Origin of the sequence: Pseudomonas sp. PS02288 (genome assembly GCF_029959715.1) — a bacterium.
Lineage (GTDB): Bacteria > Pseudomonadota > Gammaproteobacteria > Pseudomonadales > Pseudomonadaceae > Pseudomonas_O > Pseudomonas_O kuykendallii.
Genome location: NZ_JASCPA010000052.1, coordinates 1 through 13,558 on the forward strand (window position 1 = coordinate 1; position 13,558 = coordinate 13,558).

General features: G+C 67.2%; 13 protein-coding genes. 7 read left to right on the top strand and 6 right to left on the bottom strand.

From position 1 onward, the window contains the following. The 5 genes from QMX85_RS18185 to QMX85_RS18205 all read right to left on the bottom strand — a co-directional run. The coding region (locus tag QMX85_RS18185; RefSeq protein ID WP_282343227.1) for an AAA family ATPase at nt 1-861 on the bottom strand (861 nt) is incomplete at its 3' end. Further along, the gene (locus QMX85_RS18190) at nt 858-2,042 is read right to left on the bottom strand and encodes a DUF4350 domain-containing protein (protein ID WP_282343229.1); all 1,185 of its coding nucleotides are present in this window, start codon (nt 2,040-2,042) and stop codon (nt 858-860) included. The genes QMX85_RS18185 and QMX85_RS18190, both read right to left, overlap by 4 nt. After that, a complete protein-coding gene (locus QMX85_RS18195; RefSeq protein ID WP_282343231.1) occupies nt 2,039-3,622 on the bottom strand; it encodes a DUF4129 domain-containing protein in 1,584 nt (527 codons plus the stop codon). Before QMX85_RS18195 ends, QMX85_RS18190 begins: the two co-directional genes overlap by 4 nt. Further along, on the bottom strand, nt 3,609-4,586 hold the full coding sequence (locus QMX85_RS18200) for a stage II sporulation protein M (protein ID WP_282343232.1): 978 nt from the start codon (nt 4,584-4,586) through the stop codon (nt 3,609-3,611). Before QMX85_RS18200 ends, QMX85_RS18195 begins: the two co-directional genes overlap by 14 nt. Beyond that, a complete protein-coding gene (locus QMX85_RS18205; protein WP_282343233.1) occupies nt 4,583-5,311 on the bottom strand; it encodes an RDD family protein in 729 nt (242 codons plus the stop codon). Before QMX85_RS18205 ends, QMX85_RS18200 begins: the two co-directional genes overlap by 4 nt. Nucleotides 5,312-5,440: 129 nt before the next feature. Between QMX85_RS18205 and sbcB the strand changes: the two genes are divergently transcribed. Beyond that, entirely contained in the window at nt 5,441-6,871 is a 1,431-nt protein-coding gene (gene sbcB, locus QMX85_RS18210) for an exodeoxyribonuclease I (protein ID WP_282343234.1), read from the top strand. A 69-nt stretch (nt 6,872-6,940) separates the two neighbouring features. Here sbcB and mvaT read toward each other — a convergent pair whose 3' ends face one another. Next, on the bottom strand, nt 6,941-7,324 hold the full coding sequence (gene mvaT, locus QMX85_RS18215) for a histone-like nucleoid-structuring protein MvaT (protein ID WP_282343236.1): 384 nt from the start codon (nt 7,322-7,324) through the stop codon (nt 6,941-6,943). A 325-nt stretch (nt 7,325-7,649) separates the two neighbouring features. Here mvaT and purU point away from each other — a divergent pair, with 325 nt between their 5' ends. The 6 genes from purU to QMX85_RS18245 all read left to right on the top strand — a co-directional run bounded on the left by purU (nt 7,650) and on the right by QMX85_RS18245 (nt 13,555). Beyond that, nucleotides 7,650-8,501 carry a formyltetrahydrofolate deformylase gene (purU, locus tag QMX85_RS18220; protein WP_282343237.1) on the top strand — a complete coding sequence of 284 codons (852 nt, stop codon included), beginning with the start codon at nt 7,650-7,652 and terminating at the stop codon, nt 8,499-8,501. A 13-nt stretch (nt 8,502-8,514) separates the two neighbouring features. Next, a complete protein-coding gene (locus tag QMX85_RS18225) occupies nt 8,515-8,712 on the top strand; it encodes a hypothetical protein (protein WP_282343239.1) in 198 nt (65 codons plus the stop codon). 131 nt (nt 8,713-8,843) lie between these two features. Beyond that, a complete protein-coding gene (locus tag QMX85_RS18230; RefSeq protein ID WP_090231694.1) occupies nt 8,844-9,317 on the top strand; it encodes a MarR family transcriptional regulator in 474 nt (157 codons plus the stop codon). A 1-nt stretch (nt 9,318) separates the two neighbouring features. Continuing rightward, on the top strand, nt 9,319-10,782 hold the full coding sequence (locus tag QMX85_RS18235) for an efflux transporter outer membrane subunit (protein WP_282343243.1): 1,464 nt from the start codon (nt 9,319-9,321) through the stop codon (nt 10,780-10,782). Between the two features lie 10 nt (nt 10,783-10,792). Continuing rightward, nucleotides 10,793-12,019 (top strand): HlyD family efflux transporter periplasmic adaptor subunit, encoded by a 1,227-nt coding sequence (locus QMX85_RS18240; RefSeq protein WP_282343245.1) that lies wholly within the window; start codon nt 10,793-10,795, stop codon nt 12,017-12,019. A gap of 12 nt (nt 12,020-12,031) precedes the next feature. Then, nucleotides 12,032-13,555, top strand: a complete 1,524-nt coding sequence (locus QMX85_RS18245; protein WP_273233876.1) for a DHA2 family efflux MFS transporter permease subunit — start codon at nt 12,032-12,034, stop codon at nt 13,553-13,555. Nucleotides 13,556-13,558: the final 3 nt, after the last annotated feature.

Sequence of the window (13,558 nt, forward strand, 5' to 3'; positions counted from 1 at the left end):
GCGCAGCAGCGCGCGGGCTCGCGCGCCGCGCACCAGCGCGAGCGAGGCGCGCGGCCCGGCGCCCAGGCTCAGGCCCGGCCAGTTGCGGGTGGCGCGGCCCAGGCGCACGGCGTAATCGAGCACCTGCTCGTCGAACGGCAGGTCGCTGGCGATCTTCTGCAGCGCGAGCACGTCCTTGGCTTGCAGTAGGGTGCGCAGTGGCGTGACCTCGAGCATGTCGGCGCGGGCCGAGCGGGTCACCTGGCGGACCATCTCCAGTTCTTCGCCGGCGTCCGGATAATCCATGCGCAGCTTGAGCATGAAGCGGTCCAGCTCGGCCTCGGGCAGCGGATAGGTGCCTTCCTGCTCGATCGGGTTCTGCGTGGCTAGCACCATGAACGGCTGCGGCACCGGCAGCGCCCGGCCTTCGAGGGTCACCTGGCGTTCCTGCATGACTTCCAGCAGTGCTGCCTGGGTCTTGGCGGGCGCGCGGTTGATCTCGTCGGCCAGCAGCAGGTGGGTGAACACCGGGCCCTTGCGCAACTTGAACTGCTCGCTGGCGAGGTCGTAGACGGCATGGCCAGTGACGTCGCTGGGCATCAGGTCGGGGGTGAACTGGATACGCGAGAATTCACCGCCGAAGCAGCGCGCCAGCGCCCGCACCAGCAGGGTCTTGCCGAGGCCGGGAACGCCCTCGACGAGCACGTGGCCGCCGGCGATCAGCGCGGTGAGCACGTCGTCGATCACCTCGCGCTGGCCGATCACGGCCTTCTGCAGTTCGTGGCGCAGCGCCTGGGCCAGCTGGATCGCGCGCTGGCGCTGCACTTCAGGGCTGGAGCCGCTGGCGGCGGGCGTTGCGCTGGGTTGTTCCTGATCGCTCATAGGGCATTCCTGAGGGTTTGCAGGTGGGCTACCTGGCGGGTGAAATCGGCGGCGGAGAGGCGTTTGTCCGGCACCGGGCGCATCGCCTGGCTGACGTGGCCGGGCGGCAGGCGACTGAGGCGGCCGAGCATCTGCCACTGTTCGGCGACGCCGAGACGTTCGAAGCCGGGATGACGGCGGCGCGCGCGGCGCTGGATGTCCTGTTGCAAGTCCTGCAGCAGGGTGCGCTGGCCGCTGCGTCGGAGCAGGAAATCGGCACTGCCGCGCAGGTGTTCCTGCAGTTGCCGACGCGATGGCGTGGGCAGCGGTTGCAGCGGGCCGCTGCGCTGGCCGACGTGCCAGAGGCCCAGGGCGAGCAGCAGCGTGAGGGCGGCCAGCGCCTCCGGGAAATACCTGCCGAGCAGGCGGGCGAGGTTGTCGCGATCGGCGCGGTAGAGCAGGGTGACGGCGCTGTCCTGGGTCAGGTACCAGAGCAGCCAGGCGTTGTCGTACTCGCCGATCTTGCCGTTCTGCCAGATCCACGCGTCGGTGACCACGCTGATCAGCCCTTCGCCGTACTGCAACTGCAGCAGGTGCGTGGTCCGGGCGCTGTTAGCCCAGGCGTGTGCGCGGTTCTGCGAGTCGTACAGGTGGAAGTCGGTATCGAAGCCGATGTAGGCCGGCGCCTTTTCGTTCTCCAGGTAGAGCTTGGTCAGCTCTGGATAGGCATCGGCTTCCTGCTCGGGCTCATCGGGCGAGGCGTCCTCGGCCGGCTTCTCCAGGTCCTTGCTGCGCAGTTGCTGGATGCCCAGGCGATCCAGCAGCAGGTCGCCGCTCTCACCCGTGTCCTCGTCGTACAGGCGCTCGGCGACCACCAGCAGGTGTCCGCCCCTGGCCGCCCACTCCAGCAGCCGTTCGTTCTGCCGCGGCGTGATGCGCTCGCGCTCGCCGAGCAGCAGCAGGGTCTGCCCGACGCTGGGCAGGTCCGCCAGCCGTTCCAGGCCATCGGCGCGCTGTACCTGCAGGCCACGCCCGCGAAGGAAGTGTTCGGCGGCGAGGTAGGGGTTGGCGGCGACTTCCGGCGCCGGTCCCTGTTTCACTTCTTCCTGATAGGGCGTGACCCGTCCGAGCAGGTAGATGGCCAGCAGGCCAAGCACCAGCACGGTCGTCGAGATGAGGTAGAACAGCGGGCGCCGCTTCATCTCGGCACTCCTTGCCCGAACAGCTGCCGCCAGCCCTGGCACAGCTCGTCGCGGCTGGCGGGCGGCGGGGGCCGGTGGCCGTAGGCGAGGTTCTGCCAATGGCAGGTCAGGCGGCTTGCGTAGGCGCTGAGGTCGTCCTGATAGAGTTCCTCGACCAGTTGCAGCACCTCACCCTCGGTGTGCGCGCTTTTCAGCGGCAGGCGGAACTCGCCCAGCAGGCGGCTGAGCAGCGCGCGGTAGAGCAGGCCCAGGGCTTCACGCGGCTGTTCGTCCCAGAGGCGTTCCACGCTGCCGGCGATGTCGTCGGGCAGGCTTTCCGGCGTCACCTGCAGGCCGAACAGCACGGCCGGGCGTTCCTGCGCGACGCGTTTCCGTCTTTCGCGCCCCGTGGCGAACAGCGTCAGCCATTCGCGGTAGCGCCACAGCAACAGGCCGATCAGCCCGAACAGCGCGGCCCACAGCAGCACCTCGAAGAACAGTGCGATGCCGTCGATGCTCTTCCAGAACTCCGCGAGGTGGAACAGGCCCCTGAGCAACTGCCCAAGCGACTCGACGTCGCCGCGGTCGACGTCCTTCTGCGGGTCGTCGCCAAAGCGCCAGCGGGTGACGGTCTGGCGGTTCTCGAAGGGCGGCGCATCGAGCAACTGGCCGATCGCCGAGCGGCTGGCCTTGCTGGTCAGCGTCTGTTGCTGCAGGCGATCGGCGTCCGGCCCCAGTGGGTCGGCCTCCGGCAGCGGGCAGATGGCCGCGGGTGCGTCTTGCGCCCAGCTGCGTTCCATCGGCTGCACCAGCAGCAGGCCCAGGCCGATCAGCAGCGCATAGGCGACGCCGCCGAGCCGCTGGCGAATGCGGCGGAATACCAGCTCGATGTCCCAGGCTTCCAGCGCCGTGCGGCGGTTCAGGTAGAGGCTGAAGCCGCAGGCGACGTACACCGGCTCCCAGACGATCAGCGCCAGCGCGTAGAGCAGGTTGGACAGGTGATCGAGCCACAGCCAGTTCCCGGCGTCGGGGGCGATCAGCTTCTGCCAGTCGAGATCGATGCTCATCTGTTGCGGCAACAACATATAGAGGGCGGTGACCAGGCCGAGCCAGAGGGCCATTTCCAGGTGGGCGCCGACGATGGTCAGCCAGCTCGCCGCGGCCGTATCGCGCTGGCCGAGGACCACCAGGCGCTGGTTGCGCGCGGCGCCGGCGAGGCCTTCGAGCTGCAGCACCGGCAAGTCGAAGCTGCGCGTCGGGCTCAGCCGGCGCCAGCTCAGGCTGGCGAGCAGTTGCGGCTTGAGCAGGCGCGGGAAGGCGCGCAACGACTGGCCGAGGCTCGGCGTGTCGCCGAACAGCGCGCGCGAAAGGATGTACAGCGGCAGGCGTTCCAGCGCCGGCTTGAGCAGCCAGAAGACGAACATCACCCAGCTAGGGTATTTCCACAGGGCCAGCGTCAGCAGCGCCAGCAGCGGCAGGCTGACCAGTGCCCAGCTGGCCATCAGCAGGCCGGCGTGGCGGCGCGCCAGCAGCACGCCGAGGTCCAGCGCCTCCCAGGCGCTGCGCGGGCGGATCGTCACGCTGGCGTCAGTCAGGCGCATGGCGGCGTCCGACCAGCAGGAAATAGGCGAGCACCAGCGCCCAGAGTGCGGCGCCGACCACGTACTTGACGGTCGGCGTGCTGTAGGTCATCGACGACCAGTAGGCCTCGATGAACGCCGCGATCAGCAGGAACAGAATCACCCCGCCGACCAGTTGCACGCTGATGCTGGCGGCCTGGCGCAGCGCCTCGCCGCGGGTCAGCCGGCCCGGCGCCAGCAGCGCCCAGCCGAGCTTGAGCCCGGCGGCGCCGGAGAAGGCGATCGCGGTCAGCTCGAAGGCACCGTGGCCGATGACGAACGACCAGAAGGTGCTGATGTAACCGATCTCGGTCAGGTGCCCGGCCACCGCGCCGATGGTCAGCCCGTTGAAGAGCAGGAAGAACAGGCTGCCGAGGCAGAACAGCAGGCCGCTGGCGAACGTCTGAAAGGCGATGCCGATGTTGTTCATGATGTAGAAGCCGAACATCGCCCAGTCGTCGCTGGAATCGCGCTCGCCGAAGCGCCCCAGGCGGTGCGCGTCGGGGTCGTACATCGACTCCATGTTCTGTACCTGGTCCGGGTCCATCAGGCTGTAGATCAGGTCGGGGAAGAAGTAGGTGAGCAGGCCCATGCCGATCAGGCTGCCGAAGAACAGCCCGCAGGCCAGGGTCACGCTGCGCCACTCGGCGCGTACCAGGCGCGGAAAGCCGCCGAACAGGAAACCCAGCAGGCGCGCGCCGAGCTGGCTGCGGTGGCGATAGAACTGCTGGTGCCCGCGCATCGCCAGTTGCTGCAGCAGCTCGATCAGGTGCGGGCTGTAGCCGCGCGCCTGGGCCAGCGCCAGTTGCTGGCAGAGCTGCCGGTAGGCGGCGGCGAAATCCTTGCAGTCCTCGCGTGTGGCCTTGCCGCGTTCGAGCGCTTCGAGCTGGGTGGCGAAGCGTTGCCATTCGGCCTGGTAGCGGCTTTCGAAGAGGCTCTGCTTCATGCCGACCCCAGCAGGCCGTGGGCGATGCCGTTGATCCGCGCCTCGGCCTGCTCGGCGGGAACCTCGAGGGGTTCGGCGAGAATCGCCGCCAGCTCGGCGCGGCGCGCGACGGACAGGCCGCCCTGGCGCTCGGCGAACTCGAGCAGCGCGCGCTGTTCCTCGAGGCTCATGGCGAAGGGCGCGCGCAGCGGCTCGGCCGGCGCCAGCGGCGGGCGTTCGGCGGGGCGTTCGCGGTAGATCACCAGGGTGCCGGCGGCGATGTCGCCGAGGCGCTTGAAGCCCCGGCTGTTCAGGCAACTGAGGATGCCGAGGGTATAGCCGAACGGCAGGATATCGGCGAAGCGCAACAGGTTGCGGGTCAGCGAGGCGCCCCAGCCGACCGGGGTGCCATCGTCGTGGACCACGCGCAGGCCGATGATCTGCTTGCCCGGCGAGCGGCCCTGGTTGAGCACCTCGAACAGCACCATGTACCACCAGGTGACAAGGAACATCAGGATTGCCCCGAGGCCCATGCCGAACTGGCCGAGGGTGAACAGCAGAACGAACATCACGCCGAGGATCAGCCCGCGGATGGCGAGGTCGATGGCGAAGGCCAGGGCGCGCGGCACCAGGCTGGCGGGGCGGAGGATGAGGTCGATGCCTTCGGGCGTCTCGATGCGCAGCCGGGTGTCCAGGGGCGCGGTAGGCGGGTCCGGAGGGGCGTGGCTGACGGCGGTCGAGGGCATCGGTGAACCAGGGCGAAGAGGCTGGGGCATGCTAGCGACCCGGCGTGGTGCCCGGCAAGCATGACGCGCCGGCAAGGCTCTGGCGCGACGATGCTAGACTCGCGACGCGCCCTCCACAAGGAAGACTCCGTGAGCTCCAGCATCTTCTGGTACGACTACGAAACCACCGGTATCGACACGCGCCGGGACCGCCCGCTGCAGGTGGCCGGCATCCGCACCGATGAAGCGCTGGTGGAGATCGACGAGCCGCTGAATCTCTACTGCCGCCCCAGCGAAGACATCTTGCCGCACCCGGTGGCATGCCAGATCACCGGAATCACGCCATCAGTGCTACGGGAAAAGGGTCTGGGCGAAGCCGAGTTCATCACCCGTCTGCACCGCGAGCTCTCGCTTCCCGGAACCTGCGTCGCCGGCTACAACAGCCTGCGCTTCGACGACGAGGTCACGCGCAATGGCCTTTACCGCAATTTCTTCGACCCTTATGCCCGTGAGTGGCAGGGTGGCAACAGCCGCTGGGACCTGATCGATCTGGTGCGCACCGCCTACGCGCTGCGTCCCGAAGGCATCCAGTGGCCGCAGGAGGACGGCCGGGTGACGCTCAAGCTCGAACGGCTCACCGCCGCCAACGGCATCGACCATGGCCAGGCCCACGACGCGCTGGCCGACGTTCGGGCGACCATCGCGCTGGCGCGGCTGATCCGCGAGCGCCAGCCGAAGCTCTACGACTTCCTCTACCAGTTGCGCAGCAAGCAGCGCGTGCACGAACAGATCCAGCTGTTGCAGCCGCTGGTGCATGTCTCCGGGCGCTTCGCCGCGGAACGCAGCTACCTGGCCGTCGTGCTGCCATTGGCCTGGCATCCGAAGAATCGCAACGCACTGATCGTCTGCGACCTGCAGGCCGACCATCTGCCGCTGCTCGAGCTCGACGGCGACGCCCTGCGCCAGCGCCTCTATCGTCGTCGCGACCAGTTGGCCGAGGGCGAGTCGCCGGTTCCGCTGAAGCTGGTGCACGTCAACAAGTGTCCGGTGCTGGCGCCGCTCAAGGTCCTACGCGACGGCGACCGCGAGCGCCTCGGCGTGGACCTCGAGGCCTGCCTGGCGCGCGCCGCGCTGCTGCGCGAGCAGCAGTCGCTGTGGCGAGACAAGCTGCCGCAGGTTTATGCGGAGGAGTCGTTCCCGTCCTGCGACGACCCCGAACAGATGCTCTACGACGGTTTTATCGGCGATCGCGACCGCCAGTTGTGCGAGCGCGTGCGTCGTGCCGATCCGCAGCTGCTGGCGCGGGAAAACTGGCCGTTCGACGACCCGCGGCTTCCGGAATTGTTGTTCCGATATCGCGCGCGCAACTTTGCCGAAACCTTGTCCGGCGAAGAACAACAGCGCTGGGCGGAGTTCTGTCGGGCCCGGCTGAGCGCACCCGAGTTCGGCGCACCCAATACGCTGCCGGCGTTCGACCAGGCATTGCGCGAGTTGCAGGCCAGCGCCAGCCCGGAACAACAGTCGCTGTTACGTGAGTGGCAGGATTATGCGCAGGCCCTGCGTGTGCGCTGGGGATTGTGAAAGGCGTTGCGGAAAAAGGGGACAAATAAAAAACGCCGGCAATTGCCGGCGTTTTTTATTGGCGTTCAATCAACCGAGAAAGCTCGACCAGCCTTCGACTACATCCGAACCCCACTTGGCTTTCCACTCTTTCAGCGTCTTGTGGTTGCCACCTTTGGTTTCGATGACTTCACCGGTGTTCGGGTTCTTGTACTGCTTGACCTTGCGCGCGCGCTTGGTGGCGCCGGTGCCGGTCGCCTTGCTGGCGCGCGGTGCCTTGGACTGGCGGGCGTCCGGGTCGAGCAGGGCAACGATGTCGCGCAGCGACTTGGAGTATTCGCCCATGAGTGCGCGCAGTTTGCCTTCGAACTCCAACTCCTTCTGCAGTTTGTCGTCTTGCGACAGATTCTTCAGGCGCTCCTGAAGTTCTTTGATGGCTTCTTCCGTGGCGCGGTACTCATTGATCAGCGACATTGGCTTACCTTAAATAGTCCGAGGGTTGATAGTGGCCTAATAATAGTCATCGCTGTTTGCCAAGTAAACATCTAATGGATGGGCAAGGGTTATTTTTTAATTAACCGGGTTTTATTGGGTGGCGATTGATTAAAGGCCAGTGCCAATGGCCATGAAGTTGGTCACGGCAACAGCCGCAGGAGGCGTCGGCTTTCTTCGTCGGGACAATTAAGCGGCGCCCGCCGGCCTGCCGTTAGCCGGGCGAGGGCAGGCGCCTGGCGACAGTTACTGAAAGTTTCCACGGGTGTGGCTAGAATGGCCGCCTTTGTGAATGTGGAGTAAAGAAATGCGCACTTTTCGGCTGGTCATCGCCTGTCCGGATGGCGTCGGTATTGTCGCCAAAGTCAGTAACTTCCTGGCCACCTACAACGGCTGGATCAGCGAGGCGAGCCACCACTCGGACCACCAGAGCGGCTGGTTCTTCATGCGCCACGAAATCCGCGCCGAGTCGCTGCCGTTCGATCTGGAGGAGTTTCGTCAGGCCTTCGCACCGATCGCCAAGCAGTTCTCGATGGTCTGGCGGATCAGCGATTCGGCGCAGAAGAAGCGCGTCGTGCTGATGGCGAGCCGCGAATCGCATTGCCTGGCCGACCTGCTGCACCGCTGGCACAGCGGCGACCTGGATTGCGAAATCCCCTGCGTGATCTCCAACCACCAGGACCTGCGCAGCATGGTGGAGTGGCACGGCATTCCGTTCTTCCACGTGCCGGTCGATCCGCAGGACAAGCAGCCGGCCTTCGCCGAGGTCTCGCGTCTGGTCGAGGAGCACCAGGCCGACACCTTGGTGCTGGCGCGCTACATGCAGATCCTGCCGCCGGACCTGTGCCGACGTTTCGCCCATCAGGTGATCAACATTCACCATAGCTTCCTGCCCTCGTTCGTCGGCGCCAAGCCGTACCACCAGGCGTCGCTGCGTGGCGTGAAGCTGATCGGCGCGACCTGCCACTACGTCACCGAGGAGCTGGACGCCGGGCCGATCATCGAGCAGGACGTGGCGCGCATCTCGCACCGCAACAGCATCGAAGACCTGGTGCGCCTGGGCAAGGACGTCGAGCGCCGGGTACTCGCCCGCGGGCTGCGCTTCCACCTGGAAGACCGCGTGCTGGTCCACGACAACAAGACCGTCGTGTTCGACTGAGCCGGAGTTGCCCGTGAGCGACCCCCTCGACCGTGCCACCTCGAAAGCGCCGCCCACCGTCGGCGAGGGCTGCGTGCGGCGCTACGATCCGGAGGCGCTGGGCAGCGAGGATGGCACCGAGTTTCCCGACGCCCAGGCGTTGTGGGAGCGGCTCAGGGGCGGGGAGGGCGAGGGGCCTCCGCCCGGCAAGACTGACGACGAAGGCGCCTGAGGCGCCTTTTTCTTTGCCCGCAGTGCGGGCAACTTGTTCGATTACGGCGAAAGACTGTTGCAGGATTTGTCATGGTCTAATAGCTGCCTAGGCAGTATTGTTCTTTGCGTATAGCTGACTAGGCAGAGAACATGCAGCACTACGATCGCGACAATTTTCCCCTGCGCTACTCCATCGGCCACCTCCTCGCGCTGGTCAACCAGCAGAAGGACCGCCTGCTCGACAAGTACCTGGCTCCCCACGACGTCACGGCGGCGCAATTCAAGGTCCTGCTCTTGCAACAGAAGGACGCTGCACTGGATACGCCGGCAGCCCTGTGTCGGGCGCTGTCGCTGGACAGTGGTGCGATGACGCGGATGCTCGACCGGCTGGAGAACAAGGGCCTGCTGACGCGGGTGCGTTGCGACGCCGATCGGCGCCAGGTGCGTCTTCTGCTGACCGAGCAGGGCAAGGCCTTCAGCCAGCAGATCATGTCCATCGCCGCGGATGCGCTGAACGACCTGACACAGCCCCTGACCCGCGAAGAGTTCAAGGAGCTGGACCGGCTGCTGCGCAAGATCCTGACGCCCACCGGCCTGTTGCCGGATGCCCAGGGAGCGCACTGAGATGAACGTACGCCTTTCCCTTTGCGCCCTGTGCGTGGCCCTGGCGCTGGCCGGCTGCGCCTCGTCACGCGGGTTGCAGCCGCAGGGTGCGCTGCTCGATGCCGCCACCCTGAGCAGCGAGCGTACCCTCGCCGCCGAGCGGCTGACGCGGGCCGCCTGGCCGCGTTCCGATTGGTGGAACAGCCTTGGCGATGCGCGCCTCGATGCGTTGATTCGCGAAGCGCTGGCCTCCAGCCCCGACCTCCAGGTAGCCGACGCGCGTACGCGCCAGGCCAGCGCCGCCGCGCTCGCCGCCGATGCGGAGCGCCAGCCGAATGTCGACCTTAACGCCGCCGTCAGCCGTTCGCGCGAGTCGCGCATCGATGATCCCAGTGGCCAGGGCGAACGCTACGGCACGCTGCGCAGCCTGTCGGTGGATGCCAGCTACAGCTTCGATCTCTGGGGTGGCGAGCGCGCCGCCTGGGAAGCGGCGCTGGGGCGCGCGCGGGCCAGCGAAGTCGATGGCCAGGCCGCGCGGCTGACGCTCGCCGCCAACGTGGCGCGCGGCTACAACGACCTCGGCCTGGCGTTCCGCACCCAGGACATCGCCGAGCAGGACCTCAAGCGCACCCGCGACATGCTCGAGCTGTCACAGCGCCGATACGCCGCCGGGATCGACAGCGAATACCAGTTGCAGCAGACGCAGAGCCTGGAAGCCGCAGCAGATGCGACACTGACCGCCGCGCGCCAGCAGGTGCGCAGTGCGCAGATCCGCCTGGCGGTGCTGTTGGGCAAGGGCCCGGACCGCGGCGCCGAGCTGCCGCGTCCGCAGCTGATCGCCCCGACCGCGGTGAGCCTGCCGGCGCAGTTGCCGGCGGAGCTGATCGGCCGGCGCCCGGACCTGGTGGCCGCGCGCTGGCGCGTCGAGGCGGCGTCGCGGGACATCGACGCCAGCAAGACGCGCTTCTACCCGAACCTCAACCTGACGGCGTCCGCCGGTATCAAGTCGGTGCTCGGCGACGCCCTGTTCGGTGGGCCGAGCCGCTTCTTCCAGGTCGGGCCGGCGCTGTCGCTGCCGATCTTCGACGGTGGCCGTCGGCGCGCCGACCTGGCCGGCCGCGATGCCGACTACGACCTCGCCGTGGCGCAGTACAACCAGACGCTGCTCGCGGCGCTCGGCGATATCGGCGACGGCATCACCCAGCTGCGCTCGCTGGACCAGCAGATCCTCCAGCAGCAGCGCGCCCGCGACATCGCCCGCAGCTCCTTCGACATCGCCATGCAGCGCTACGGCGACGGCATCGGCAACTACCTCGACGCGCTGAGTGTCGAGCAGCAACTGCTGCAGGCCGAGCGCCAGCTCGTCAGCCTGAACGCCCAGCGCGTCGACAGCGCGGTGCTGCTGATGCAGGCGCTGGGCGGCGGTTTCCAGATTTCCGGCTCGCCCGCGACTCCGCTCGCCGCAGCCCCCACCTCTTCACGTTGAGTAGACGACCATGGCCGATTCCACGCCCAACACCGTCGAGCATGCCGAGAACACCGGCGCCGAACAGAACGACAACAAATCCTCCGGCAAGCGCAGGACGCTGCTCATCGGCCTGGCGCTGCTGGTGATCCTCGCCGTGCTCGGGGTTTACCTCTATCACCTGTTCTACGGACGGTTCCACGAGAGCACCGACGACGCCTACGTCAACGGCAACCTGGTGCAGATCACCCCGCAGATCACCGGCACGGTGGTCAGCATCGGCGCCGACGACGGCGACTACGTCGAGCAGGGCCAGGTGCTGGTGCGTTTCGACCCGAGCGACAGCGAAGTCGCGCTGCAGAGCGCCGAAGCCAACCTGGCGAAGACCGTGCGTCAGGTGCGCGGGCTGTACAGCAACGTGGACTCCTACAAGGCCCAGGTCGCCTCGCGCAAGACCGACGTGGAGCGCGCGCGCAGCGACTTCCAGCGTCGCCAGAAGCTGGCCCAGGGCGGCGCGATTTCCCAGGAAGAGCTGTCCCACGCCCGCGACACCCTGACCTCGGCGCAGAGCGCGCTGACCTCCGCGCAGCAGCAGCTGGATACCAACGCCGCGTTGGTCGACGAGACCAACATCGCCTCGCACCCGGACGTCAAGGCGGCGGCGGCGCAGATGCGCCAGGCCTACCTCGATGAGGTGCGCAGCAGCCTGGTGGCGCCGGTCAGCGGCTACGTCGCGCAGCGTTCGGTGCAGGTCGGCAGCCGCGTGCAGCCGGGCACTCCGCTGATGGCGGTGGTGCCGCTGGAGCAGATCTGGATCGACGCCAACTTCAAGGAAACCCAGCTGCGCGACATGCGCATCGGCCAGCCGGTGGAGGTGGAGGCCGACCTCTACGGTAGCGACGTGCGCTACCGCGGCACCGTGGAAAGCCTCGGCGTCGGCACCGGCACCGCGTTCTCTCTGCTGCCGGCGCAGAACGCCAGCGGCAACTGGATCAAGATCGTCCAGCGCCTGCCGGTACGCATCCGCCTGGAGCCGGACAACCTGAAGAAGCATCCGCTGCGGATCGGCCTGTCCACCGATGTAAACGTCGACCTGCACGACCAGGACGGCGAGTTGCTGGCGCAGAAGCCGCTCGAGCAGCCGCGTTTCTCCACCGACGTGTACGAGCGGCAACTGGCCGAGGCCGACGCGCTGATCGAGCAGATCATCCAGCGCAACGCGCCGGGCACCCGCGCCGGTGGCGTGGCCGGGCGCTGACGGGAGCCTGCCATGAGCGATAACGCCTTCCGCCCGGCGAGCATGCTGCTGGCGACCATCGGGATTTCCCTGGCGACCTTCATGCAGGTGCTCGACACCACCATCGCCAACGTCGCGTTGCCGACCATCGCCGGCAACCTCGGGGTGAGTTCGGAGCAGGGCACCTGGGTGATCACCTCGTTCGCCGTGTGCAACGCCATCGCCCTGCCGTTGACCGGCTGGATGGCACGGCGCTTCGGCGAGGTGAAGCTGTTCCTCGCCGCGGTGATGCTGTTCGTGATCACCTCGTTCCTCTGCGGCATCGCCCGCTCGATGCCCGAGCTGGTGCTGTTCCGCGCGTTGCAGGGGTTCGTCGCCGGGCCGCTGTATCCGATGGCGCAGACGCTGCTGCTGGCGATCTTCCCGGCGGCCAAGCGCGGCATGGCGCTGGCGCTGCTGGCGATGGTGACCGTGGTGGCGCCAATCATCGGACCGATCGCAGGCGGCTGGATCACCGACAACTACAGCTGGCCCTGGATCTTCTTCATCAATGTGCCGATCGGCGTGTTCGCCTGCCTGGTGGTCTGGAGCCAGCTGGGCAAACGGCCGGAGAAGATCGTCCATCAACCCATCGACTACGTCGGCCTGAGCCTGCTGGTGATTGGCGTCGGCCTGCTGCAGGTGGTGCTCGACAAGGGCAACGACCTGGACTGGTTCGAGTCGACCTTCATCCAGGTCGGCGGCGCGGTGGCGGTGGTGGCGCTGATCGCCCTGGTGATCTGGGAACTCACCGACAAGCACCCGATCGTCAACCTGAGCCTGTTCCGCTACCGCAATTTCTCCTTCGGCACGCTGGCGCTGGTTCTCGGCTATTCCGGGTTCTTCGGCATCAACCTGCTGCTGCCGCAGTGGCTGCAGACCCAGCTCGGCTACACGCCGGTGTGGGCCGGCCTGGCCGCGGCGCCGATCGGCCTCCTGCCGGTGTTCCTCTCGCCGCTGGTGGGGCGGTTCGCGCACAAGGTCGACATGCGCCTGCTGTCCGGCGGTTCGTTCCTGGTGATCGGGGCATCCTGCTTCATGCGCGCCACCTTCAACACCGAGGTGGATTACCGCCACATCGCCGAGGTGCAGGTGTTCATGGGGCTGGGCATCGCGCTGTTCTTCATGCCCACCACCAGCATCCTGCTCTCCAGCCTACCGCCTAAGGACATCGCCGACGGTTCGGGCCTGGCGACCTTTCTGCGCGTGCTTGGCGGCAGCTTCGCCTCGTCGCTGACCACCTGGATCTGGCAGCGGCGCGCCGACCTGCACCACGCGCAGCTGGCCGAGCACGTGACCGCCTACGACCCGGCGACGCAGCAGTATCTGCAGCAGTTGGGAGGGGCATCGACCGCGCACTACGCGCAGATCGACAAGATCGTCGAGAGCCAGGCCTACATGCTCTCGACGGTGGAGTATTTCACCCTGCTCGGGTGGATGTTCTTCGGCCTGATCCTGATCATCTGGTTGGCCAAACCGCCGTTCACCGCCAAGGCCGCGGGCGGCGGAGGCCACTGAGTC